Origin of the sequence: Herbaspirillum huttiense (genome assembly GCF_047300815.1) — a bacterium.
Taxonomy (GTDB): Bacteria; Pseudomonadota; Gammaproteobacteria; order Burkholderiales; family Burkholderiaceae_D; genus Herbaspirillum; species Herbaspirillum huttiense_A.
This window is the reverse complement of the sequence record NZ_CP178608.1, coordinates 4,949,241-4,973,068: the sequence shown is the minus strand read 5'-3', so window position 1 is coordinate 4,973,068 and position 23,828 is coordinate 4,949,241. Positions and strand designations below refer to the sequence as shown.

The following is a 23,828-nucleotide window of genomic DNA, read 5'->3' as shown; positions in this document are numbered from 1 at the left end:
GGAGCCCCGCATGATTCGCTGGATCGTTGTCATCTTCCTCTCGGTCATCGTGTTCTCGACCTTGCTGCCCTGGCTGGAAAAGCTGGGCATCGGCCGCTTGCCGGGAGACTTGCGTTTCCGCTTGTTCGGCCGCATCTTTTCGCTGCCCTTTGCCTCGACCATCCTCATTTCGGTGGTGGTGTTCCTGCTGGCGAAGATCCTCTGAGTCCGATCAGGAGTAGTCAACATGCGCGTATTGCTGGTGGAAGACGATCCCATGGTGGGCGAGGCCGTGCGCAAGGGTTTGCGCCAGGATGGCTTCGCCATCGACTGGGTGCAGGACGGCAAGTCGGCCGACGTGGCCCTGCGCACCGAGGACTACGCCATGCTGCTGCTGGACCTGGGCCTGCCGCAGAAGGATGGCCTGGCCGTGCTGCGCACCCTGCGTGAACGCGGCAGCGCCATTCCCGTGCTCATCACCACGGCACGCGATGCCGTGGCCGATCGCGTGGCCGGGCTCGATGCCGGTGCCGACGATTACCTCATCAAGCCCTTCGACCTGGAAGAACTGTCGGCCCGCATGCGCGCCCTCTCACGCCGCCAGGCCGGACGCGCCGAAAGCCTGGTGCAGGTGCGCGAAGTGGTCTTGAATCCCGCCACGCATGAAGTGACCGTGGGCGGCAAGCCGGTCAATTTGTCGGCGCGCGAATTCGCGTTGCTGCACGCCTTCATGGATCGCCCGGGCGTGGTGCTCTCGCGCGCCCAGCTGGAAGAAAAACTCTACGGCTGGGATGACAGCATCGAGAGCAATGCCGTCGAAGTGCACATCCACGCACTGCGCAAGAAGGTCGGCAGCGACTTCATCAAGAACGTGCGCGGCGTGGGCTACCTGGTGCCGGCATGAAATCGATCCGCAACAAGCTGCTGCTGTGGCTGGGACTGGGGCTGTTCTCCATCATCGTGCTGGCCGGCGTGGCGCTGTACTTCCAGGCGCGCGGCGAGGCCAACCAGATCTTCGATTACCAGATGCGCCAGATCGCGGCCTCGCTGCCGCGCCAGGCCTTCTCGCCCATCTCGCCGGGGCAGCAGTTCCCCGAGCTGGAGGACGAGATCATGATGCAGATCTGGGACAGCCGTGGCTCGGTCATCTATCACTCCCATGCACGCGGGGCCATGCCGCGCCAGGCTGAGCTGGGTTTTGCCAACGTGCGCGGGCCCAATGGCATGTGGCGCGTCTACAGCGCCCAGATCGGCAGTACTGTGGTGCAGGTGGCGCAGCCCCAGAGCGCGCGTGACGAGATCGCCGCGCAGATGGCGGTCAAGACGGTGGTGCCCTTGCTGTTGCTCTTCCCGCTCATCGGTGTGCTGTCGTGGGTGGCGGTCAGCCGGGGGCTGGCTCCGGTGCGCAAGGCCGCCGCCGAAGTGGCGGCGCGCGACATGAATTCGCTGCAACCGCTTGCCGATGTGGGCATGCCACAGGAAATCCAGCCGCTCACGCATGCCTTGAATGACCTGCTGGCACGGCTCAAACAGGCCACGGAAACGCAGCGCGCCTTCGTTGCCGATGCGGCGCATGAATTGCGCACGCCGCTGACGGCCTTGCGCCTGCAGGCGCAGCTGGCCGAGCGCGCCACTGATGAACAGGAGCGGCGCGCTGCCTTCGCCGACCTCAAGAACGGCCTGGAGCGCGCCACCCACCTGGTGCACCAGCTGCTCACGCTGGCGCGCCAGGAGCCCGATGCCATGGGCTTGGCTGAAGTCGACCTGCGTACGCTGCTGGGCAGTGTCGTGGGCGACTTGTCTTCGGTGGCCGAGCATGGCGGCATCGATCTCGGGCTGTCGGACCAGGGCGATGACGGCCGTCCGCTGCGCGTGCAGGGCAATGCCGATGCCTTGCGCATCCTCTTCAACAACCTGGTGGACAACGCCCTGCGCTATACCCCGGCGGGTGGCGTGGTCGATGTCGGTTTCGAATTCCCCGCTGCGGGCAGGTGTGCGGTGGTGATCCAGGACAGTGGCCCCGGCATCGCCGAGAGCGAATTGCCGCGCGTTTTCGATCGCTTCTACCGGGCCCAGCGTGCGCAGGAACAGGGCAGCTCACGCGGTGCCTTCGGCAGCGGCCTGGGGCTGGCCATCGTGCGCCAGATCGCCGACCTGCACCGGGTGCCGGTGGAATTGCGCAATACCGGGCGCGGCTTGCAGGCGCGTGTGGTCTTCACGCTGTTGCCGGCCTGAATCGCTTGCCGGATGGCGTTTTCGGAGCATTAAGCGCAGGTTAATGCTCAATTTTCCAGCCTTAAGTTTGTCTTAATTTTCACTGCTTAATCTTCACTCCAACGGTTGTGGCCCAACGGCCCCGACCCTCGATATCCCGTTCGATCAAGGAGAAGAAGATGAGCCGTCGCATCGTTTTTGTTCGTAACACGTTGGCTGTGATGATTGCCGCGGTGGTGGGCGGCAGCTACGTCTATTTTCGTGGTGCCGACCTGCCGTCGGCGCACGCGGCCGCGCTCAACGCCCCGCTGGTGGCGTCCAATACCGCGCCCGCTGCCCCGGCCGGACCGGTGGTCGCGGCGGCGACCGATTTCTCGGGCATCGTCCAGCGTTACGGCCCGGCCGTGGTCAACATCAGCGTCACCGGCAAGGCCCGCAAGGTCGCCGATGATGACGACAACGGCCTCGATCCGAACGATCCCTTCTCCGAATTCTTCAAGCGCTTCGGCCCGCAACTGCAGATGCCGCAGCAGCCGCGCATCATGCACGGCCTCGGTTCCGGTTTCATCATCTCGCCCGATGGCCTGATCCTGACCAATGCCCACGTGGTCGATGGCGCCCAGGAAGTGGTGGTCAAGCTGACCGACCGCCGCGAGTTCAAGGCCAAGGTGCTGGGCATCGACAAGCAGAGTGACATCGCCGTCATACGCATCGATGCCAAGAACCTGCCCACGGTGCAGATCGGCGATCCTTCCCGCGTGAAGGTCGGCCAGCCGGTGCTGGCCATCGGCTCGCCCTATGGCTTCGACAACACGGCCACTGCCGGCATCATCAGCGCCAAGTCGCGCAGCCTGCCCGATGACAACTACGTGCCCTTCATCCAGACCGACGTGGCTGTCAACCCGGGCAACTCCGGTGGCCCGCTGTTCGACCTGAATGGCCAGGTGATCGGCATCAACTCGCAGATCTACAGCCAGACCGGCGGCTTCCAGGGCCTGTCGTTCTCCATCCCCATCGACGTGGCGATGAAGGTCGAGCAGCAACTGGTCACGCACGGCAAGGTGACGCGGGGCCGACTGGGCGTGTCGGTGCAGGACCTGAACCAGGCCTTGTCCCAATCCTTTGGCTTGAAGAAGGCTGAGGGCGCGCTGGTCAGTTCGGTGGAAAAGGGCAGCCCGGCGGACAAGGCCGGCCTGCAGGCGGGTGACGTGATCCTGAGCTTCGATGGCCACGCGATCGATCATTCGGTCGACCTGCCCACGCTGGTGGCCGATACCGCGCCGGGCACCAGCAAGCCCATCCAGGTCATGCGCGGCGGCAAGGTCGTCACCATGAACGTGACCGTGGGCGAGATGAAGCAGGCCAAGAATGAGGCCAAGCCCGGCAAGTCCGATGACCAGGGCCGTCTGGGGCTGGCGGTGCGTCCGCTGGACAAGGATGAGCAAGCCCAGCTCGGTGGCCAGAAAGGCTTGCTGGTGGAAGACGCCAGCGGTCCGGCCGCCGTGGCCGGCATCCAGAGCGGCGACGTGATCCTGGCGCTTAACGGCACGCCTGTCTCCAGTGTGGCGCAGCTGCGCAAGCTGGCCAGCGAGGCCGGCAAGAATGTCGCCTTGCTGGTGGAACGGGGTGATGAAAAGATCTTCGTGCCGCTGGCCCTGAATTGAACTAAATGTCTTAAATGTTATAAACGATTTAAATGATTTGCGGTATTGACGTCTTCAAGTCTTGAGGTTTTGCAGTGAGTAGTACCGGTGAGCAGTAAGCAGTGAGTAGCAAGTGGTAAGCAGTGAGTAGTAAGCAGTGAGGGATTTGGCCGGATGTGCGCAAGCGTGTCCGGCCTTTTTTTATTCTTCCACTGCCGGTTTGGCGGGGGCAGGTTGCTCGCGCCACTGGTCGTGCGAGTGATCGTGCTGCATGGCTTCCCGGTCCCCGGCGAACATGGCCTGCAATTCTTCGCGGGCCTGCACCGCCATGGAGACCATCTGCGCCTGGTCCTTGTAGTGCGGGTAGAGCGCTGCCAGGGTTTTGAGATTGTGAGAGCGGAATTTCATGGCCGCTTCACGCGCGCGATAGGCACCGAAATCCAGCTGCTGCAGCACTTGGCGGCCCATGTGCAGGGCGCTTTCGAAGGTCTCGCGTTCCAGCACCGTGACGCCGCGATCCATCAGGTCGTAGTAGTGCGTGACGTTGCGCGCACGGGCGGCGATCTGCAGGTGCGGGAATTCTTCGCGTACCTTTTCCACCATGTCCAGCGCGGCCTGCGCATCGTCGATGGCGATCACCAGGACCTTGGCCTTGTCGGCACCGGCGGTGCGCAGCAGGTCGATGCGGGTGGCGTCGCCATAGAACACCTTGAAGCCGAACTTGCGCAGGAAATCGATCTGGTCCGGATCGTGATCCAGCACCGTGGCGCCAATGTCATTGGCCGCCAGCAGACGGCCCACGATCTGGCCGAAGCGGCCGAAGCCGGCGATGATGACTTCGTTGTCCTGCGGCCCGATCTTGTCTTCCGGGCGGCGCTTGCCGCCTTCCAGCCAGCGCACCAGCAGGCGGTCATGCACCAGCAAGAGCAGGGGCGTGATCAGCATCGACAGCGCCACCACCACCACCAGCATGGACGAGATCTCGGGCGTCAAGACCTTGGCGGTGACGGCGGCACCGAAGACGATGAAGGCGAATTCCCCACCCTGCGAGAGCAGGAAGGCGAAGAACAATTGCTGCCCGCGCGGAATGCCGAAGCAGCGCCCGAGGAACCACATCACGCCGGTCTTGATGGCCAGGAAACCCGCCACCATGCCGAGGATGCGCCAGGGCTGGGCGAGGAAAACGCCGAAGTCCACCGACATGCCCACGGCAATGAAGAACAGCCCCAGCAGCAGGCCCTTGAAGGGTTCCAGGTCGCTTTCCAGCGCATGGCGGTATTCGGAATCGGCCAGCAGCACGCCCGCCAGGAAAGTGCCCAGCGCCATCGACATGCCCACCGATTGCATCAGCAGGCAGGTGGCGATGACCAGCAGCAGGGCGAAGGCGGTGAAGATCTCGCGCATGTCGGTCTTGGCGATGATGCGCAGGATGGGGCGCATCAGAACCCGTCCGCCGAAGATCAAGAGCGCGATCACCAGCGCCACCTGGCCGGCATGCAGCCATCCCTGCCCGCTGCCCTGGCTGGCCGCCACCCCCAGCAGGGGGACAGCGGCCATCATGGGGATGGCGGCGATGTCCTGGAACAGCAGGATGGAAAAGCCCGCCGCACCGGCCGGTGTGGCCGTGAGCTTGCGCTCGCCCAGCGTGGCCAGGGCGATGGCGGTGGAGGAGAGCGACATGCCCAGCGCACCGATGAGCCCGATGCGCCACGGTACGCCCGCTGCCAGCGCCGCAGCCAAGAGCGCCAGTGAAACCGCCGCCACCTGCACGCTGCCCCAGCCGAAGATGGAGCGGCGCAGCGCCCACAAACGTTTGGGATCGAGTTCGAGACCGATCAGGAACAGCAGCAGCACCACCCCGAATTCGGAGAATTCGAGGATGTGCTTGACCTCGGTGATGAGGCCCAGTCCCCACGGGCCGATGACGATGCCGGCCAGCAGGTAGCCCAGCACGGCACCCAGCCCCAGGCGCTTGGCGATAGGCACGGCGGCCACGGCCGCCAGCAGGTAGACGAGGGCGATCAGCAATTGTTCATCCATGGCGGGGTCCGGTCAGTTGAAAGGGGAAGACGCAGTCATGCGCGAGGATTGGTGAGAAATCGGTGGCCTGGCTCATGCCTGCAAGCCCTCCAGATAGCGTTCCACATGGCGCTGGAACTCGACCGGCGGCACGTGATGGGCGCCATGCAGGATCAGCGGTTCTACCCACTGCATGCCGCACAGGCGCGCGGTCTGCTGGTAGGGCGGCAGGAAATCGGCAAAGGGATGGCCGTGGCGGCCGCTGCTCTGGTAGGACGCCGTCTCCCCGCCGGTGGACGCCACCAGCCAGAAACGCTTGCCTTCCAGCGCATGGCCATCGTGGCCGAAGGCCCAGCCGCGCGCCAGCACGCGGTCCAGCCATTCCTTCTGCAGGGCCGGCATGCTGTACCAGTGGATGGGATGCTGCATCACCACCAGCTCGGCCTGGCTCAGCAGTTGCTGTTCGTGTTCGACGTCGATGTGGAAGTCGGGATAGTGCTCGTAGAGATCGTGCACGGTCACGCCGGGCAGGCGGGCGGCGGCCTCCAGCATCAGGCGGTTGGTGCGCGAGAGCTCGGCAGCGGGATGGGCGTACAGGATCAGGACCTTGGACATGTGTCGGCGCGGGCAATGTGGGTGGTGGGCAGGGTGGACGATGGCCTCCGGTGCAAATGGCCGGAACATGCATGGCCTTGGTGCTGTCTGCCCTTGCAAGGGAGAGGAGTGTGCCACGAAAGGGCGCTGGCCGGCTTGTATGAAACTGCTTGCAGGCGGCCCTGCCCGCAGGTGTCCAAAGCCGGGCAATGCGAATATACTCAGCCACTCCCCGGGCCCGTCGCGCCATTGACGGCTTGCATGCCGCCGCTGGTACTCGCCGCAGTTCATTTCATCTGATTACTTATTGCAGCCATGTCCGACATCCAAGATTCCGAAGCCAACCTGCCGCCAGACCGCTCCCCGGGCGCGGTCCCGGCCAAGCCCGTATCGGCCGATGCCTCCGGCACGCCGGCCGCCTCACAGAATCCCGCACAGCCCGCCGCACCTGCTACCACGGTGGTAGCAGCACCGGCGGCCTCTCCGGCAGTGCCGGCCGGTCAACCCGTGACGCCGCCGGCCCAGCCGGGCGCGCAGCCCGCCACCGAGGCCGCCCACGGCCAGACGGCGGACCAGGCGCAGCAGCGCATCTACACTTCGCTGCCGCCGCCTCCGCATCACGCCGGCGACGCACCCTGGGCGCAGACCTGGCGCTTCCTGACGGCGCGCCTGCGCCAGCTGTCGGACAAGGCCGGCCGCCGCGTCATGCAGCGGACGCTCAAGATCGGCGTGTCGGCCCGCATCTTCCATCCCGAAAGCGGCGCCAAGGGCTTGCGCAGCAAGACCCTGCAGTATCTGGAAGAGTCGATCGCGCAATGGGTGATGTCGCGTGACGTGCTGGTCTTCATGATCCCGACCGTCAATACCAATGGCTTGGTCCACCCGAGCAATATCCGCCTGCGCGACTATGCCAAGCATCTGGATGGCCTGGTGCTGCAGGGCGGGGCCGACGTCTCGCCGCAGAGCTATGCGCAAGCGGCGACCCGCCCCGAATGGAGCGGCGACCGCGTGCGCGACATGTACGAGCTGGAGCTGCTGCATGAATTCATCGAGGCCGGCAAGCCCGTGCTGGGCATCTGCCGTGGCTGCCAGCTGATCAACGTGGCCTTCGGCGGCACGCTCTACCAGGACATCGCCACCGATGTGCCGACCGCCATCCCGCACGTCAACGAGCAGTACGACAGCAATTATCACGCGCTGCATTTCCCGCAGGGTTCGTCGCTGGCCGGCATGGTCAAGACCGAGAACGCCATCGTCAATTCCATCCACCACCAGGCCGTGCACAACCTCGGGCGCGACCTGTCGGTGGAGGCCGTCTCGGGGCCGGACCAGATCGTGGAAGCCATCCGCTACCGCAAGGCGCCCTTCGTGATGGGCTTGCAGTGGCATCCGGAATTCCATCGCGCGGGCGGCCCGGAGCTGCTCGATTGCACGCCGATCCTGGACAGTTTCCTGCGGGCAGCGCGCGAGACGCGTTTCTGAGCCCGCGCGATTGGCCGGAACCTAAGCCCGCCAGCGTCATCGAACCCTCTTTGCGCTGGCGCAAGCCGATTGCACCGCCTTTGCAGCATGGCTGCAATGCGCTACCCGCCTCACCGCGGACTCTGTAGAATCAAAATGTCGTCGCAGTGCAGCACCGCTCGGGTGCTGTGTTCAGGGAGCGGCGACTTGCTAGCTTTTTCCATCACCGGCAAAAAAGGAGAATTTACATGCCCCAATCCCCCGCACTGAAGACCGTTCGCAACGATATGAAGACTCTGGTCAAGGACGCCCAGGCATTGTTCGCCGAAGCCGCCGCCGCTACCGGCGAAAAGGCTGACGAGCTGCGCGCACGCGGCCTGACCCTGCTGGAAGCCGCTGCCGAAGCCGCCCAGACCGCGCAAGCCGCCGCCATCGAGAAGGGCAAGGAAGTCGCCGCCAAGACCGACGACTACGTCCACGAGAATCCGTGGCGCGCCGTGGCCATCTCGGCAGGCCTAGGCCTGCTGGTCGGCCTGGTCATCGGCCGCAGCAAGTAAGCGCTGCGCCAATGGCGACTTCCCACAAGGACGGCCCGTCCGCACCCGCCGCCCCTGCCGCCAATCCCGGCTTGACGGCGGGTTTGCTGGGCCTGGCCAAGAACCTGCTGGGCCTCATCATCAGCCGCATCGAGCTGGCCTCGCTGGAAATGTCGGAGATCGGGGCCAACCTGGTCCGTTTCGCCGTCATTTTCGTACTGGCGGCAGTGGCGCTATGGTTCGCCATCGCCTTCTGGTCGGTGCTGGTGGTCATGCTGGCCTGGGATACCTGGGGCTGGAAGATCCTGGCCCTGCTGGGTGTGGTGTTCAGCGTGGCCACCGTGGGCCTGGTGCTTTACGCCAGGTCGGTGCTGATGCAGGGCAAGCTGTCGCTGCCGCAGACCATGTCGGAGCTGCGCAAGGACCGCGATGCGCTGCTGTGATGAAGCTTCTTTCACGCAGACTCTGCATCATTTTTCCTAGTTCAGTGAGGACTGCATGAACGATCAGGACCAGGGCATGACCCATGAGGAACGCAAGCGCAAGATACTGGCGCAAGGTGCGCTGTACCGGCTGGGCGTGATGGAAGCGCGTGAAGTGGTGCGCGAGAATCTCAGCGCCGAGTCGCTGGCCAAGGGCGCCTTGAGCCGGGTCGGCCATTTTGCCGCTTCACTCTTCGGTGGCGGCAGGACGGTGCAGTCGATCAAATCACTCAGCGCAGGCGGGCTGGGCAACCTGAATCTGCAGACGGTGACGCCGCTGCTGATGACCGGTGCCTCGCTGCTGTCGCGTCGCTGGCTACGCAAGCCGCTGATGATGGGCGGCGTGATTGCGGCCGTGGGCGGGCTGGCGTATTACTTCAGCCAGCGCGGCGGCAGCCGGGACCCTTCGGACGCCGCCGAGACGGCGGCGCTGCAAGGGCCGCCCGAGCCGGATTGAGCCATTCGGGTTGATTGTTGATGTGACGGTGGAGGCATCCGGTTTTCCGGATGCCTTTGTCATTCATGGGCTGCGTTTTGGCAAGCGCGGCAGGAACATATCGGCCCCGGTGCGCTCTGAAGAACACCGGCCCATGGCCTGGACAACAAGACAGACAAGGCAAGAAAGGACATGACATGAAGAAAATTTCAATTGCAGCGATCGCCGGCGTGCTGGCGCTCTCCGGCTGTGCCGACATGAGCCAGACCCAGCGCGGCACGGCAACCGGCGCCGGTATCGGTGCCGGCCTGGGCGGCATCATCGGTGCTGCCACCGGCGGTGGCGGCGGCGGCCGTGCGCTGGGTGGTGCGGCCATCGGCGGCGCCATTGGTGCCGTGGCCGGCAACATCTGGTCCAACCGCATGGAAAACCAGAAGCGCGCCATGGAGCAGGCCACCCAAGGCACGGGCGTGCAGGTCACGCAGACTGCCGACAACCGCCTGAAGCTGGAAATCCCCAGCGACATCTCCTTTGATACCGGCCGTGCCGACATCAAGCCGGAGATGCGCCCGGTGCTGGACCGTTTCGCCACCACCCTGGTGGAGAACCCGGCCACGACCGTGACCATCGTCGGCCACACCGACAACACCGGCAGCGATGCCATCAACGACCCGCTGTCGCAGCAGCGCGCCGCCCGCACCCGCGATTACCTGACCACGCGCGGCGTGGCCGCCAATCGCTTCAACATCTCGGGTCGTGGTTCGCATGAACCGCTGGTCCCCAACAACAGCGATGCCAACCGCGCCAAGAACCGCCGCGTGGAAATCTTCGTGGCCGAGCAGCAGGCTGCGGCACCGGTACAGCAGCCGGCGCCGGCTGGCTACGCACCGGGCTACTACCCGCCGCCGCCTCCTCCCCAGCGCTATTGAGGCGACATGAAGGATTCTGCGATGCGCCCGGCAGTCGTGGCGCATCCGCAGGGTCCGCAGCGAGGGCCACGACTTGTTGACTCTTTGGCACGTGAATGAAAACGAAAAATCCCCGGATCTCGGTCCGGGGATTTTTTTTGGGGCAGGGCCAGCGAGCGGATCGCTGGTCGTTGCAGATTACTTGGCGGGTGCGTCGGCAGCCGGTGCGGCACCTTCGGCGGCAGCCGGGGCCTTCACTTCGGGTTCCTTGAACTTGGCGCCGGACTGGTTGGCCATGTAGACCACGGTGCGCTGGATCTCGACATCATCCAGGTCGGGGTTGCCGCCCTTGGCGGGCATGGCGCGCAGGCCGTTGATGGCGTGCGAGACCAGGGTGTCATAGCCTGCGGCGATACGGGCCTGCCAGGAAGCGGCGTCACCGACCTTGGGGGCACCGGCCACGCCGGCGCCATGGCAGGCGGCGCAGGTGGTCTTGTAGACTTCTTCACCGGAGAGCAGTTGCTTGGGGCCGGCGGCATCACGGAAGGTGAAGCCATCGTCGGAAACGGGTTTGATGCGTGCCGCGATCATCTCGGGCGTCTGGCTGTCGGAGCCGGCGCCGGTTTTCTGGCCATTGGTGACGTACTGCACCAGCAGCACGATGCACACGATGGGCACCATGAAACCTGCGACGACGGCTGCGATCAATTGCTTGGGAGTCTTGATTGCCGACTCGTGTTCATGCTGAGCTGAGCTCATGGGCGTCCCTCCGTAATGTTTCCTCGAAATTGGGGCGGAAAACGTCGGTTCCCTTTGTATTGCCTTATCGCCTGGCATTGCGTGGAACTGGGATCAGGCAGGGCTTTCATTGCGCTCTCTCGCCGAACTCTTGATTATAGTCACAATGCTTTCCGTTTGACACGGAAAAACCGCCAGCGCCATGGACGTCCTGCCGGAAAGACGGTATCCTTCAGGCCTTTCCGGGGTTCGCCCCGATTCAGCGCGGCTGTAGCTCAGTGGATAGAGTATTGGCCTCCGAAGCCAAGGGTCGTGGGTTCGATCCCCGCCAGCCGCGCCACTTTCCCTTCTTCCTCATTTTGCTGCTGACAACGCAAACTCCGGTTTGCCGTCGAGCAGTAAGAAGCATCCAAAGCAAGTTTCCACACGCAAGGCAGAAGGCCAACGGCAGCCGCCGTGCGCCCCTTCTCTGCCAACCCGCTACCGCGCCAGATACAAAATTATTAAAACAGCAACGTATTCTGCCGGGAAACAGTATGCCGACGTTGCGTGACAGATACTTTGCGCGATATCAATCCGGGGCAATAAGGCTCATTTTATCCGTGCAATGCCCTTCGCCGCCCGGTGGCGCCGCCATCGCGTCGGAGATGGCACGCACGGCGACCAGACCAAGTACGTACCCAGTCAATGAAGAGCATGGGCGGCACCCGGCCTCTTCAGTCGGGAAGCAGGCGGCCCTGGTCCAGCTGGTAGTGGCGGATGACCTGCTCCAGGCAGGCTAGGGCGTCCTCATCCCACTCGGGCAAGGTGATGCCGAAACGCTGCTCCAGCTTGCTGCAGTCTAGCCGCGAATTGAGCGGACGTTCAGGCGGCGTCGGGTAGGAAGAACTGGGTACCGGCGTGATCTGATCCAGCCCCTTGAGTTTCAGGGGCAGGCCGCGTGCGGCCAGTTCGCGTGCGATCAGCGTGGCATAGCCGTGCCAGGATGTGGCGCCGCGTGCGGTGAGGTGATAGGTCCCGCTGGTGGCAGCCACCTTCTCGCGTCCGCCGTCGGGCCCGGCCAGCATGCGGCAGCAGACCGCTGCAATGGTAGAGGCCCAGGTCGGCGCGCCGAACTGGTCGCCGACGATGGTATAGCTTTCCTTTTGCTGGGCCAGGCGGATGGCGGTCTTCATGAAATTGTTGCCCGCCACGTTGTAGACCCAGCTGGTGCGCATGATCCAATGGGCTGCGCCACTGGCGGCGATGGCCAGTTCGCCCTCGCGCTTGGTCGCCCCGTAGACGTTCAGCGGATGGGTCGCCATGTCTTCCGTGTAGGCCCCCGGGTGCTGGCCATCGAACACGTAATCAGTGGAGAAGTGGATCAATGCCGCACCCAGCCGTGCCGCCTCCTGGGCCAGCACTGCCGGCGCTTCGGCGTTGATGCGGCGTGCCAGGTCGGGTTCGGACTCGGCCTTGACCACGGCGGTGTAGGCGGCCGGATGAATGATCAGATCGGGTTTGGCATCGCGCACTGCCGAGCGCAAGGCCTCCGGATTGGCAATATCGAGTTGCCCGCGCGCAGGGGCCATGACCTCGAGCCCGGCCGGCATGGCGCGCAGCCGCCGCAGGAATTCGCCCCCGACCTGGCCGCTGGCGCCGGTGAGCAGGATACGCATGGGTTTCATGGGACGGCTTTCATGGAGGGAAGATCATGCTGCTCGAAGACCTCGGCAGCGGCCAAAGGTGTGCCGCGCTGGTCTTTTTCCGAAAGAATGGGGGCGCCTTGCAATTGCCAGTCGATGCCCAGCGCCGGGTCATTCCAGAGGATGCTGCGCTCATGCTCCGCTGCCCAGTAGTCGGTGGTCTTGTAGAGGAATTCAGTGCCATCTTCCAGCACCGAGAACCCATGCGCGAAACCGGGCGGAACCCATAACTGCAGCCTGTTAGTTTCACTGAGCAACAAACTGGACCACTGGCCGAAGGTCGGTGATCCGCGCCGGATATCGAGAACCACATCCAGCACCGCGCCGCGCACTACCCGTACCAGCTTGCCTTGCGGTTGCCGTATCTGGTAGTGCAGGCCACGCAGCACTCCGCGCGCTGAGCGTGAGTGATTGTCCTGAACGAATTGCGCCGCGATGCCGGTGTGCTCCTGGAAAGCGCGCTGATTGAAACTTTCGTAGAAAAAGCCGCGGCTGTCGCCGAATAAGCGGGGCGTGATCACCAATACGCCGGGCAGGGGAGTGTGTTCAATCTGCATGAGTCGGGATGCAATAGGCCGGGCGGTTCATGACGTCATCCAGTTCAGTAGCTCAGATCAGTGAGCAACTGCAAGAGATATTGTCCATAGGCATTTTTCTTCAGCGGGGCGGCCAGGCGTTCCAGCTGGGCCGCGTCGATATAGCCGCGCCGATAGGCGATTTCTTCCGGGCAGGCGATTTTAAGTCCTTGCCGTTTTTCGATGGTGGCGATGAACTGCCCGGCATCGAGCAGGGACTCGTGCGTTCCCGTGTCCAGCCATGCGATGCCGCGCCCCATCAGTTCCACCTGCAGCTGGTCGCGCTCGAGGTAAGCGCGGTTGACATCGGTGATCTCCAGTTCCCCCCGTGCCGAAGGCTTGATCCCGGCGGCGATGTCGATGACCTGGTTGTCGTAGAAGTACAGACCGGTCACGGCGTAGTTGGAGGCGGGTTTGAGCGGCTTCTCTTCAATGCCGATCACGCGGCGCTGGCGATCGAACTCGACCACGCCATAGCGCTCGGGGTCTTGCACGTGATAGGCGAAGATGGTGGCGCCATCGACGCGTGCATTGGCCGCGCGCATGGGCGGTTCGAGGTCGCGCCCGTAGAAGATGTTGTCGCCCAGGATCAATGCCGAGGGCGCGTTGCCGATGAACTCGCGCCCGATCAGGAAGGCTTGCGCCAGGCCATCCGGCGAGGGTTGTACGGCGTAGCCGATATTGAGCCCCCATTGATGGCCGTCGCCCAGCAATTCTGCAAAGCGCGGCGTGTCCTGCGGCGTGGAGATCAGCAGGATATCGCGGATGCCCGCCAGCATCAGGCTCGATAGCGGGTAATACACCATCGGCTTGTCATAGACCGGCATGAGCTGCTTGGATACCACCGTGGTAGCGGGATATAGCCGTGTGCCGGAACCGCCGGCCAGGATGATCCCCTTGCGCGCTTGCGCGGACGCCGCCTCTGTCATGACATTGCTCCCGGTGGATGGTCACCATATTGTTGCTGCAGCCAGTTGAGATAGGCGCCCGAGCGGACCTGTGCGACCCAGTCGCCATGGGCCAGATACCACTGCACCGTTTTGCGGATGCCACTCTGGAAGGTCTCGGCGGGCTTCCAGCCGAGTTCGCGTTCCAGTTTGCGCGCATCGATGGCATAGCGCCGGTCGTGCCCTGGTCGATCCTTGACGAAGGTGATCAGGTCACGATAGCTGCCTTGCGTGCGCGGTTGCAGCTCATCGAGCGTATCGCACAGGGTATGCACCACGTGCAGGTTGGCCTGTTCATTCCATCCGCCGATATTGTAGGTTTGCCCGGCCTGGCCGCGTGCGAGCACAGTGCGAATGGCCGCGCAGTGGTCGCTGACGTAGAGCCAGTCGCGGATCTGCTGGCCATCGCCGTAGATGGGCAGCGGCTTGCCGGACAAGGCATTGGAGATCACCAGCGGGATGAGCTTCTCCGGGAAATGGTACGGACCGTAGTTGTTGGAACAGTTGGTGGTCAGCGTGGGCAGGCCATAGGTATGGTGGTACGCCCGCACCAGGTGATCGGAGGCCGCCTTGGAGGCCGAGTACGGACTGTTGGGCGCATAGGGCGTCGTTTCGGAGAACGGTGGATCCTCGGGTTCCAGGCTGCCATAGACTTCGTCGGTCGAGACATGCAGGAAGCGGAAGTCGGCCTGATCCTGCTGCGGCAGTGCCTGCCAATAACGTAGCGATTTGTTGAGCAGGTTGAACGTGCCGTTGACGTTGGTACGGATGAATTCGTCTGGACTGTGGATGGAGCGGTCCACGTGGCTTTCGGCCGCGAAGTGCAGGATCGCACGCGGACGGTAACGGGACAGTAGCGCACTCATCCCCGGCTCGTCGCAGATGTCGGCCTGCACGAAGGCATAGCGCGGATCGTCGGCCACTGAACTCAGGTTGTAGGGATTGCCTGCATAGGTCAGCTTGTCGATGTTGAGCACCGGCTCGGCGTTGGGGTCGCCCAGCCAGTCGAGGATGAAGTTGCTGCCGATGAAGCCGGCACCGCCGGTGACAAAGATCATGAAGGAGCCTCGTTCAGATCACGACTTGAAGCCGTTGGGATTGCCCTGCTGCCAGCGCCACGAATCGGCACACATGGCGTCCAGCCCCAGCTTGGCTTCCCAGCCCAGCTTGCGTCGTGCTTCGGCCGGATCGGCATAGCAGGAGGCGATGTCGCCCGCACGGCGTGCGGCGATGGTGTAGGGGATGGGCTTGCCGGAAGCTTTTTCGTAGGCCTTCACCACGTCCAGCACGCTGTAGCCATTGCCGGTGCCGAGATTGACCGCGAAGCATTGCGGTTCGGTCAGTGCCTGCAAGGCCGCCAGGTGGCCGGTGGCCAGGTCGACCACGTGGATGAAATCGCGCACGCCGGTGCCGTCCGGGGTCGCATAATCGCCGCCCCAGATGCTCAGTTTCTCGCGGCGGCCCACGGCCACCTGGGCCACATAGGGCATCAGGTTGTTGGGGATGCCGCCCGGGTCTTCGCCGATCAGGCCGCTCTCATGCGCACCCACCGGGTTGAAGTAGCGCAGCAGGGCGATCTTCCAGTCGGGATGCGCGCGGTGGTAGTCGCGCAGCATGTCCTCGATGACGATCTTGCTGCGGCCATAGGGATTACTGGCCGACAGCGGATGGGATTCGGTCAGCGGCAGGTATTGCGGGTCGCCGTACACCGTGGCCGAGGACGAAAAGACGATGGTCTTCACGCCGGTGGCCTCCATGGCCTCCAGCAGGCGCACCGTGCCGACCACGTTGTTGTCGTAGTACATCAGCGGCTGCTCCACCGACTCGCCCACTGCCTTGAGGCCGGCAAAATGGATCACCGCCTCGCACTTGAATTCGCGCAGCACGCTTTCCAGCTGCTCCCGGTTGCGGATGTCGCCCTTGACCAGCGAGAGCGGGCGGCCGGCAATCTGCTGCACCCGCGCGACCGACTCCGGGCTGCTGTTGCAGAAATTGTCGAAGACGATGACTTCATGACCGGCCTTGAGCAGTTCCACGCAGGTATGCGAACCAATGTAGCCGGCACCGCCGGTGACAAGAATATTCATGTGAACTTCGCTTGTTAAGTTGGCAACGTGATGATTATGTCAGAGTCTGCGCGATCCCTCATTGTTGTTCGGTCTGGTGGCGCGCTCCGGAGCAACCGAGATTAGATCATGCGAAGGGGGGCTTGCAAGCATGAAACAGCCGGGATTTTTCTTCATTTGCCCTGTTTGCGCCAAGGCACGGTCGCCAGCGAATAAAGCCGCCGCCCGCAACATGCGGGCGGCGGCTTTTTCCTGGAGCGCGGGCGGCGGAAAGCCCGGCGGGATTACTTGGTGGCGGCGACCGCTTCCAGGATCACCTTGGCCACGTCGGCCGGACGCGACTGCTGCGGCACGTGGCTGGCGGCCAGCTCGGTGGTCTTGGCGTTGATCTGCTTGGCGAAGCTGCGTTCCAGCGCGGGCTGGATCATGCGGTCCTGGCTGCTGACGATGTACCAGCTCGGACGGGTCTTCCAGGCCGCGGTCTCGACCTTGTCGCCGAAGGCCTTCAGGGCGATCGGGCCTTGGGTCGCCGCCATCACGGCAGCCTGCTTGGCCGGCACGTCCTGGGCGAAGTCAGCGGCCAGCGCGGCCGGCGGCAGGCTGGCGAAACCGGCCTTGTCCACCGACAGCTTGGCGATGCCCGGGGGCACCGGCAGGTCCTTGCCGAGGTCGCCCGTTGCCTGGCCGGCGTCCGGTGCGAAGGCGGCTACGTAGACCAGGCTGGCGACCTTTTCATGGTTGCCGGCTTCGGTGATCACGGTGCCACCCCAGGAGTGACCCACCAGCACGACCTTGCCCGGCTGGTTGTCGATGGCGCGCTTGGCAGCAGCCACGTCGTCGGCCAGCGAGGTCAGCGGATTCTGCACGGCGGTGACCTTGATGCCCTTGGCCTGCAGCAGCGGAATGACCTTGGCCCAGTCCGAACCATCAGCGAAGGCCCCGTGGACGATCACGACCGAGGGCTTGTCGGCCATGTCGGCGGCCATGGCGGTGCTGCCGGTGAAGGCGGCGGCGATGGCCAGCATGCCGAGGCCGGTCTTGAGGCTGAAGCGGGTGGAAGAGCTTTTCATGGTGTTCTCCTGTTCAAATAAGAAGGTGTGTCGGGGTGGTGTGTTGCAGTGAGGCCAGTATAGGAACGCCCTTGCGGCGCCGGTATCGGTCAATTGACCGACCCAGGGGGGGCGTGGCAGTGAGTCGCAGCGATTGTGGCCGGTCATCGCCGGACTGCCCATTAACCGAAGAGTTGATTGCAGGAGGCTTGTGCTTGCCGCTACAGTGTCGGGATGCCTCCCGACGCCAATCCGATTTCCCCTTCTTCCTTACCTTGCCCGGCCTTGCAGGCCGGCCTCGCCATCCCCGACGCGCCGCCGATGATCGCCGCCGGCACCGCGGTGCAGGTGCTGGCCCTGGTGGGCGATCTCAGCATGGGCCAGCCTCCCGACCAGTCGCGGCGCACGGCGGCACTGGCCGCCCGGGTGGCGCAGCTGGAGGGCGCCCCGCCGGAGTTGGTGGAGCAGGCCCGGCTGGTGTCCTGGCTGCGCTGGTCGGGCTGTACCGCCAATGCGGCCGGCTTTGCCGGGCTGCTGGGGGACGACGTGGGCGGGCGCGAAGCCATGCTGCGCGATGGCTTGCCGGCAGACCATCCGCTGAACTTCACGACCATTGCGCCGCTGGCGCGCATCCATTGCGAAGTGGCGGGGGAGGTGGCCAGCCTGCTGGGTTTGCCGGCCGGCGTGGAGGCCGGCTTGCGCCATGTCTGGGAACATCATGACGGCAGCGGTGCGCCCCAGCAGCTGCGCGGAGCGGCCGTACCGCTTGCGGTCCTCTATACGAGCCTGGCGGGCGACCTGGAGATCTATGCGCGCACCCATGGGGTGGAGGCTGCCCTGAAGGTGGTGCGCCGCTTCGGCGGCATCAAATACCCGGCCGACCTGGCCGAACGCGTGGCCCGCCATGCGCCGGCCTGGCTGGCGGCGCTGGACGACGATGCCGCTGCGGATGGGTCCTTGGCGGACTTGCCCGCGCATGCGGTGCCCCTGCGCATCGTGGCCGAACTGATCGAACTGAAGCTGCCCTGGCTGACCGGCTATTCGCGCCGCGTCAGCGAACTGGCCGCGCAGGCGGCCGCGCTGGCCGGCTTGCCCCCGGAGCAGCAGCAGCGGCTGGTTCGCGCCGCCCTGATCCACGGCATCGGCCGCGCCGCCGTGCCCAATACCATCTGGGAGCGCCCGGGCCGCCCCAGTCCGGCCGACTGGGAGCGCATCCGCCTGGCGCCTTACTGGACCTCGCGCGCCGGCGCGCTGGTACCGGCCCTGCGCGAAGACACCGGCCTGGCTTCGCAACTCTATGAGCGGATCGACGGCAGCGGCTACTTCCGTGGGCTCGATGGCGACACGCTGGCCTTGCCCGCCCGCCTGCTGGCCGTAGCGGCGGCACACGCTGCCCTGTGCGCCCCGCGTCCGTGGCGGGCAGCCTGCACACCGGCGGCCGTGGCCGGGATGCTGGAGGGGGAAGTGCAGGGCGGCCGGCTGGATGCCGATGCCGTGCGCTGGGTCCTGGCCGCCGCTGCGGGGGACACGCCCCCCCAGTCTTCCCGCAAGGGCCTGTTATCCGAGCGCGAGTGCGAGGTGCTGCGCCGCATCAGCCTGGGCGAAAGCAACAAGGAAGCCGCCCGCGCGATGAAGATCAGCCCCTCGACCGTGCGTACCCACGTCGAGAGCATCTTCCGCAAATTGCAGTGCTCCACGCGGGCTGCGGCCACGCTCAAGGGGCTGCACCTGGGTCTGATCTGATGCCGTATTTTTACGGCATCAACGGTCCGACCACTGCACCGGTCCGGTGAGCGGGCTCACTTTTTTGCAGGCGTGCGCTGTGCTGCAACATGGCGCCCTGAAAGCGAGCCCGGTCGTCTGACCTCCCTCAATTTCCTGACAAAATGTCAGCGCCTTGCGTAAACGTTTGCGAGCGCCCCGGAAATTTCCGTAAATCATTGAATTTGCGGGATATTTCTCTGGCGTCGACGGGCGTTTTTGATTAAATTGAGCGCTGTTTCAAAAACCGGCGCATTTTTCCGGCTTTTGTGCACGCATTTCCGCAAATTCACTGCGAGATGCATAAATCTGAACAAAGGGATAAGAAGGGGAGATCCCTCGGGCGCAAAAAGCGGGCAGCGGGCAAAAGACGTGCAACAGGGTTTTTGTGCTGCGCTGCAAAAAATCGAAGTGGCTGCTTATTTGCCACAACTCGCCGCGAAGTGCCCCAGATAAGCCCTTGATCTGGCTGCAAAAGGTTTGACTTACCGGAAAACGAACCTTTATAATCGCCGGGCTTTTAAGCTGCCGTCTGCTCGTAAAGGGTGCGGCGCATGCACGATATTGGATACATATGCTGCGCATCATTCTCTTGCAGCTCCTCACCACGGTCATCGCTGCCCTGGTGGCGGGGATGCTGGGCGGACTTCCGGCGCTTTGGTCCGCATTGTTGGGAGGCGTCTGCTGTGTCGTTCCCAATGCCCTGTTTGCACTGCGACTCCATGTCAGTGCGCAGAAACCCGGTGGTACCAACCCGATGACGTTTTTCTTCGGGGAATTTATCAAGATTGCTACGACTTTTGCGCTCATGGGCGCGATCGTTTGGTTGTACCACGGTGTTCACTGGCTCGCATTTGTGCTGAGCTTCATCGTGGTGCTTAAGAGTTATTTCATTTTACTGTTTAGACACCGACCATGACCGTAGAAGCCGCAGAGCACGCGCCGACAGCCTCTGAATATATCGTCCACCACCTCGGACACCTCTCCACGCAGCACCAGACCAAGATCGTCGATTTCTCCATCCTGAACGTGGACACCATCTTCTGGTCCGTGTTCTGTGGCGTCATCGCCTGCTTCTTCATGTTCCTGGCTGCCCGCAAGGCGACCTCGGGCGTGCCGGGCCGCTTCCAGGCCTTCGTCGAGATGGTTGTGGAAATGGTCGAAGACCAGTCCAAGGCCATCGTCCACGGCGACCGTACCTTCATCGCCCCGGTGGCGCTGACCGTGTTTGTCTGGGTGGCCCTGATGAACTCGCTGGACTTCCTGCCGGTGGACCTGGCCTCCGGCATCCTGGGCCTGTTCGGCCTGGGTGAAATGCATCACCGCATCGTACCGACCGCCGACCTCAACGGCACCCTGGGCATCGCCCTGGGCGTGCTGGCCCTGATGCTGTACTACAGCGTCAAGATCAAGGGCGCAGGTGGTTTCGTGCATGAACTGTTTGCAGCACCCTTCGGCATCTGGCTGGCTCCGTTCAACCTGCTGCTGAACATCATCGAATTCGCCGCCAAGACCGTGTCCCTGGGCATGCGACTGTTCGGCAACATGTATGCAGGCGAACTGTTGTTCCTGCTGATCGCATTGCTGGGATCGACCGCGACCGCATTCGGCTTCATCGGCCATGTGATCGCCGGTTCTATCTGGGCAATTTTCCACATCCTGATCGTGTTGCTCCAAGCATTCATCTTCATGATGTTGACACTGGTTTACCTGGGCCAGGCGCACGAAGCGCACTAACACAAGGCTTGCAGTACCTGTTTTTCAGTTTGTTTTTTGGTTTTGTATTTAATTTAACTTTTCTTAAGGAATTGTCATGACTGATGTCTCTTTCGTTGCTCTGGCTTGCGGTTTGATCATTGGCCTGGGTGCTATCGGCGCTTGTATCGGTATCGCGATCATGGGCGGTAAGTACCTCGAAGCATCCGCACGTCAGCCTGAACTGATGAACACCCTGCAAACCAAGATGTTCCTGCTGGCTGGCCTGATCGACGCGGCCTTCCTGATCGGCGTTGGTATCGCCATGCTGTTCGCATTCGCAAATCCGTTCATCGCCAAGTAATTCGCGCTTCATAGCCGATTCTCATCTGCCGGACGATTGGTTCCGGCACTCGTTATTCTGAGAAGGAAATTACCGTGAACTTAAATGCAACATTGATTGCACAGTTCGTGGTCTTCTTCATCCTCGCCGGCTTCACGATGAAATTCGTGTGGCCGCCGTTGATTAAGGCGCTCGACGAACGCGCCAAGAAGATTGCGGACGGGCTGGCAGCCGCTGACCGCGGTAAGGCCGATCTGGCCGCCGCTGAAAAGCGTATCCAGGGCGAACTGGCATCGGCTCGTGATGAAGGCCAGAAGCGCATCGGCGAAGCCGAAAAGCGCGCTCAGCTGATCATTGAAGAAGCCAAGAAGACGGCCGCTGAAGAAGCTGCCCGCATCATCGCCAACGCAAAGGCGGACGCTCAACAGCAAGTGAACCAGGCGCGTGAAGAACTGCGCGGCCAGGTCGCAACGCTCGCCGTCAAGGGCGCGGAACAGATCCTCAAGCGCGAAGTGAATGCGGCTGCTCACGCCGACTTGCTGAATCAACTGAAGACAGAGCTGTAATATGGCCGAACTCGCAACGATCGCTCGTCCTTACGCCGAAGCCTTGTTCCGTGTGGCCAAGGCAGGCAGCCTGGCAGCCTGGTCCGATCTCGTCGACGAGATGGCCCAGGTGGCGGCGCATCCCGAGGTGCAGGCCCTGGCGCAGAACCCTTCCGTATCGCATGACAAGCTGGCAGAAGTGTTTGCCGCTGCCCTGAAGACCCCGCTGTCGGTCGAGGCGACCAATTTCGTCAAGACCCTGGTCGACAACGGCCGCCTGGTCCTGCTGCCGCAGATCGCCGAACAATTCCACGTGCTCAAGAACACGGCGGAAGGTTCGGCCGATGCCAACATCGTGAGCGCCTTTGAGCTCAGCGATGCCCAGGTCAAGGATGTGGTCTCGGCACTGGAGAAGAAGTTCGGCCGCAAGCTGAATCCCTCCGTGACGGTCGACAGCAGCTTGATTGGCGGTGTGCGCGTCGTGGTCGGCGACGAAGTGTTCGATACCTCCGTGCGCGCGAAGCTGCAGCAGCTGCAAGCTGCTCTGGCCGCGTAAATGCCTCTGGCTGGCTAAGCGAAAGAACAATTTTTAGGAGTTAGTATGCAACTCAACGCATCTGAAATCAGCGAGCTGATCAAGAGCCGGATCCAAGGCCTTGGCGATACCGCTGAGATTCGCAATCAGGGCACGGTCATTTCCGTGTCCGACGGTATCTGCCGTATCCATGGTCTGTCCGACGTGATGCAAGGTGAGATGCTGGAATTCCCGGGCAACACCTTCGGCCTGGCGCTGAACCTGGAGCGTGACTCGGTGGGCGCCGTTATCCTGGGCGAATACGAACACATCTCCGAAGGCGACCTGGTCAAGTGCACCGGCCGCATCCTGGAAGTGCCGATCGGTCCTGAACTGAAGGGCCGTGTGGTCAACGCACTGGGCCAGCCGATCGACGGCAAGGGTCCGATCAACGCCAAGCTGACCGCCCCGATCGAAAAGATCGCCCCGGGCGTGATCGCGCGTCAGTCCGTGTCGCAGCCGATGCAGACCGGCCTGAAGTCGATCGACTCCATGGTGCCCGTCGGCCGTGGCCAGCGCGAGCTGATCATCGGTGACCGCCAGACCGGCAAGACCGCTGTTGCGATCGACGCCATCATCAATCAAAAGGGTCAGAACATGACCTGCATCTACGTTGCGATCGGCCAGAAGGCTTCGTCGGTCAAGAACGTGGTGCGCGCACTGGAAGCCCACGGCGCGATGGAATACACCATCGTCGTGGCAGCAACCGCCTCCGAATCGGCAGCGATGCAATACGTGTCGGCCTACTCGGGTTGCGCCATGGGCGAATACTTCCGCGATCGCGGCCAAGACGCCCTGATCGTGTATGACGATCTGTCCAAGCAAGCCGTGGCTTACCGTCAGGTCTCGCTGCTGCTGCGCCGTCCGCCGGGCCGTGAAGCCTATCCTGGCGACGTGTTCTACCTGCACAGCCGCCTCTTGGAACGTGCTGCCCGCGTGAACGCCGACTACGTCGAGAAGTTCACCAACGGCGAAGTCAAGGGCCAGACCGGTTCCCTGACCGCACTGCCGATCATCGAAACCCAGGCTGGTGACGTTTCCGCCTTCGTTCCGACCAACGTGATCTCGATCACCGACGGCCAGATCTTCCTGGAAACTTCGCTGTTCAACGCCGGTATCCGTCCTGCGATCAACGCCGGTATCTCGGTGTCGCGCGTCGGTGGCGCTGCCCAGACCAAGGTCATCAAGGGCCTGTCCGGCGGTATCCGTACCGACCTGGCACAGTACCGTGAGCTGGCTGCCTTCGCGCAGTTCGCTTCCGATCTGGACGAAGCCACCCGCAAGCAGCTGGACCGCGGTGCGCGCGTGACCGAACTGTTGAAGCAGGCTCAGTACACCCCGCAATCGATCTCGATCATGGCTGTCACCCTGTTCGCCGTCAACAAGGGCTACATGGACGACGTCGAAGTGAAGAAGATCCTGGCCTTCGAGTCGGCTCTGCACAACTTCATGAAGACCAGCCACGCTGACCTGCTGAAGAAGATCGAAGACACCAAGCAACTGGATAAGGATGCTGAGGCAGCCCTGGCAGCCGCCATCGCTGACTTCAAGAAATCCGGCGCGTACTAATTCTTACTG

The 23,828-nt window shown here is 63.3% G+C and carries 26 protein-coding genes and 1 tRNA gene; 17 read left to right on the top strand and 10 right to left on the bottom strand.

Features of this window, described 5'->3' with window-relative positions:
* Window positions 1-10: 10 nt before the first annotated feature.
* The 4 genes from ACLRDN_RS22805 (at window position 11) to ACLRDN_RS22790 (ending at window position 3,857) form a co-directional block, all read left to right on the top strand.
* Window positions 11-205, top strand: coding sequence for a DUF2905 domain-containing protein (locus ACLRDN_RS22805; protein WP_034332265.1), 195 nt, complete (start codon window positions 11-13; stop codon window positions 203-205).
* 21 nt (window positions 206-226) lie between these two features.
* Window positions 227-883 (top strand): response regulator, encoded by a 657-nt coding sequence (locus ACLRDN_RS22800; protein ID WP_088755163.1) that lies wholly within the window; start codon window positions 227-229, stop codon window positions 881-883.
* Window positions 880-2,214, top strand: a complete 1,335-nt coding sequence (locus tag ACLRDN_RS22795; protein WP_413458118.1) for an ATP-binding protein — start codon at window positions 880-882, stop codon at window positions 2,212-2,214. Before ACLRDN_RS22800 ends, ACLRDN_RS22795 begins: the two co-directional genes overlap by 4 nt.
* Window positions 2,215-2,372: 158 nt before the next feature.
* Window positions 2,373-3,857 (top strand): DegQ family serine endoprotease, encoded by a 1,485-nt coding sequence (locus ACLRDN_RS22790; RefSeq protein ID WP_413458117.1) that lies wholly within the window; start codon window positions 2,373-2,375, stop codon window positions 3,855-3,857.
* A 180-nt stretch (window positions 3,858-4,037) separates the two neighbouring features.
* On the opposite strand, the gene kefC is transcribed toward ACLRDN_RS22790, so the two are convergent.
* Window positions 4,038-5,876: a glutathione-regulated potassium-efflux system protein KefC gene (kefC, locus tag ACLRDN_RS22785; RefSeq protein WP_413458116.1), complete on the bottom strand. Its 1,839-nt coding sequence runs from the start codon at window positions 5,874-5,876 to the stop codon at window positions 4,038-4,040.
* A gap of 72 nt (window positions 5,877-5,948) precedes the next feature.
* The gene (locus ACLRDN_RS22780; protein ID WP_413458115.1) at window positions 5,949-6,470 is read right to left on the bottom strand and encodes an NAD(P)H-dependent oxidoreductase; all 522 of its coding nucleotides are present in this window, start codon (window positions 6,468-6,470) and stop codon (window positions 5,949-5,951) included.
* A gap of 294 nt (window positions 6,471-6,764) precedes the next feature.
* Between ACLRDN_RS22780 and ACLRDN_RS22775 the strand changes: the two genes are divergently transcribed.
* The 5 genes from ACLRDN_RS22775 (at window position 6,765) to ACLRDN_RS22755 (ending at window position 10,293) form a co-directional block, all read left to right on the top strand.
* Window positions 6,765-7,931, top strand: coding sequence for a gamma-glutamyl-gamma-aminobutyrate hydrolase family protein (locus tag ACLRDN_RS22775; RefSeq protein ID WP_413458114.1), 1,167 nt, complete (start codon window positions 6,765-6,767; stop codon window positions 7,929-7,931).
* 227 nt (window positions 7,932-8,158) lie between these two features.
* Complete coding sequence (locus tag ACLRDN_RS22770) at window positions 8,159-8,467, top strand: DUF883 family protein (protein ID WP_039783473.1); 309 nt, start codon at window positions 8,159-8,161, stop codon at window positions 8,465-8,467.
* 11 nt (window positions 8,468-8,478) lie between these two features.
* Complete coding sequence (locus ACLRDN_RS22765) at window positions 8,479-8,889, top strand: phage holin family protein (RefSeq protein WP_413458113.1); 411 nt, start codon at window positions 8,479-8,481, stop codon at window positions 8,887-8,889.
* Between the two features lie 55 nt (window positions 8,890-8,944).
* The gene (locus ACLRDN_RS22760; RefSeq protein ID WP_413458112.1) at window positions 8,945-9,385 is read left to right on the top strand and encodes a hypothetical protein; all 441 of its coding nucleotides are present in this window, start codon (window positions 8,945-8,947) and stop codon (window positions 9,383-9,385) included.
* Window positions 9,386-9,561: 176 nt separating this feature from the next.
* Window positions 9,562-10,293 (top strand): OmpA family protein, encoded by a 732-nt coding sequence (locus ACLRDN_RS22755; RefSeq protein WP_413458111.1) that lies wholly within the window; start codon window positions 9,562-9,564, stop codon window positions 10,291-10,293.
* 177 nt (window positions 10,294-10,470) lie between these two features.
* Here ACLRDN_RS22755 and ACLRDN_RS22750 read toward each other — a convergent pair whose 3' ends face one another.
* Complete coding sequence (locus ACLRDN_RS22750; RefSeq protein WP_154134475.1) at window positions 10,471-11,031, bottom strand: c-type cytochrome; 561 nt, start codon at window positions 11,029-11,031, stop codon at window positions 10,471-10,473.
* A gap of 243 nt (window positions 11,032-11,274) precedes the next feature.
* On the opposite strand from ACLRDN_RS22750, the gene ACLRDN_RS22745 reads away from it, so the two are divergent.
* Window positions 11,275-11,350: transfer RNA gene (locus ACLRDN_RS22745), tRNA-Arg, on the top strand.
* 376 nt (window positions 11,351-11,726) lie between these two features.
* On the opposite strand, the gene rfbD is transcribed toward ACLRDN_RS22745, so the two are convergent.
* From rfbD to ACLRDN_RS22715, 6 genes are all read right to left on the bottom strand, one after another.
* Window positions 11,727-12,677 (bottom strand): dTDP-4-dehydrorhamnose reductase, encoded by a 951-nt coding sequence (gene rfbD / locus ACLRDN_RS22740; protein WP_413458110.1) that lies wholly within the window; start codon window positions 12,675-12,677, stop codon window positions 11,727-11,729.
* Entirely contained in the window at window positions 12,674-13,252 is a 579-nt protein-coding gene (gene rfbC, locus ACLRDN_RS22735; RefSeq protein ID WP_413458109.1) for a dTDP-4-dehydrorhamnose 3,5-epimerase, read from the bottom strand. The genes rfbD and rfbC overlap by 4 nt, the downstream gene beginning before the upstream one ends.
* A 44-nt stretch (window positions 13,253-13,296) precedes the next feature.
* Window positions 13,297-14,199, bottom strand: a complete 903-nt coding sequence (gene rfbA, locus ACLRDN_RS22730; RefSeq protein ID WP_413458108.1) for a glucose-1-phosphate thymidylyltransferase RfbA — start codon at window positions 14,197-14,199, stop codon at window positions 13,297-13,299.
* Window positions 14,196-15,275: a dTDP-glucose 4,6-dehydratase gene (gene rfbB / locus ACLRDN_RS22725; protein WP_413458107.1), complete on the bottom strand. Its 1,080-nt coding sequence runs from the start codon at window positions 15,273-15,275 to the stop codon at window positions 14,196-14,198. Before rfbB ends, rfbA begins: the two co-directional genes overlap by 4 nt.
* 18 nt (window positions 15,276-15,293) lie before the next feature.
* Entirely contained in the window at window positions 15,294-16,304 is a 1,011-nt protein-coding gene (gene galE, locus ACLRDN_RS22720; protein ID WP_413458106.1) for a UDP-glucose 4-epimerase GalE, read from the bottom strand.
* A 263-nt stretch (window positions 16,305-16,567) separates the two neighbouring features.
* Complete coding sequence (locus tag ACLRDN_RS22715) at window positions 16,568-17,353, bottom strand: alpha/beta fold hydrolase (RefSeq protein WP_413458105.1); 786 nt, start codon at window positions 17,351-17,353, stop codon at window positions 16,568-16,570.
* 213 nt (window positions 17,354-17,566) lie between these two features.
* Between ACLRDN_RS22715 and ACLRDN_RS22710 the strand changes: the two genes are divergently transcribed.
* The gene (locus ACLRDN_RS22710; RefSeq protein ID WP_413458104.1) at window positions 17,567-19,075 is read left to right on the top strand and encodes an HD domain-containing phosphohydrolase; all 1,509 of its coding nucleotides are present in this window, start codon (window positions 17,567-17,569) and stop codon (window positions 19,073-19,075) included.
* A gap of 258 nt (window positions 19,076-19,333) precedes the next feature.
* Here ACLRDN_RS22710 and ACLRDN_RS22705 read toward each other — a convergent pair whose 3' ends face one another.
* Complete coding sequence (locus ACLRDN_RS22705) at window positions 19,334-19,681, bottom strand: hypothetical protein (RefSeq protein ID WP_413458103.1); 348 nt, start codon at window positions 19,679-19,681, stop codon at window positions 19,334-19,336.
* Between ACLRDN_RS22705 and ACLRDN_RS22700 the strand changes: the two genes are divergently transcribed.
* The 6 genes from ACLRDN_RS22700 to atpA all read left to right on the top strand — a co-directional run bounded on the left by ACLRDN_RS22700 (window position 19,668) and on the right by atpA (window position 23,819).
* A complete protein-coding gene (locus ACLRDN_RS22700) occupies window positions 19,668-20,012 on the top strand; it encodes an ATP synthase subunit I (RefSeq protein WP_088755147.1) in 345 nt (114 codons plus the stop codon). The two genes, ACLRDN_RS22705 and ACLRDN_RS22700, sit on opposite strands and share 14 nt — an antisense overlap.
* Complete coding sequence (gene atpB, locus ACLRDN_RS22695; RefSeq protein WP_121040748.1) at window positions 20,009-20,830, top strand: F0F1 ATP synthase subunit A; 822 nt, start codon at window positions 20,009-20,011, stop codon at window positions 20,828-20,830. Before ACLRDN_RS22700 ends, atpB begins: the two co-directional genes overlap by 4 nt.
* Before the next feature lie 76 nt (window positions 20,831-20,906).
* Entirely contained in the window at window positions 20,907-21,152 is a 246-nt protein-coding gene (gene atpE, locus ACLRDN_RS22690; RefSeq protein ID WP_006461334.1) for a F0F1 ATP synthase subunit C, read from the top strand.
* Between the two features lie 74 nt (window positions 21,153-21,226).
* The gene (locus ACLRDN_RS22685; protein WP_075255747.1) at window positions 21,227-21,697 is read left to right on the top strand and encodes a F0F1 ATP synthase subunit B; all 471 of its coding nucleotides are present in this window, start codon (window positions 21,227-21,229) and stop codon (window positions 21,695-21,697) included.
* A 1-nt stretch (window position 21,698) separates the two neighbouring features.
* A complete protein-coding gene (locus ACLRDN_RS22680; protein ID WP_088755145.1) occupies window positions 21,699-22,232 on the top strand; it encodes a F0F1 ATP synthase subunit delta in 534 nt (177 codons plus the stop codon).
* Window positions 22,233-22,277: 45 nt separating this feature from the next.
* A complete protein-coding gene (gene atpA / locus ACLRDN_RS22675; RefSeq protein ID WP_017449813.1) occupies window positions 22,278-23,819 on the top strand; it encodes a F0F1 ATP synthase subunit alpha in 1,542 nt (513 codons plus the stop codon).
* Window positions 23,820-23,828: the final 9 nt, after the last annotated feature.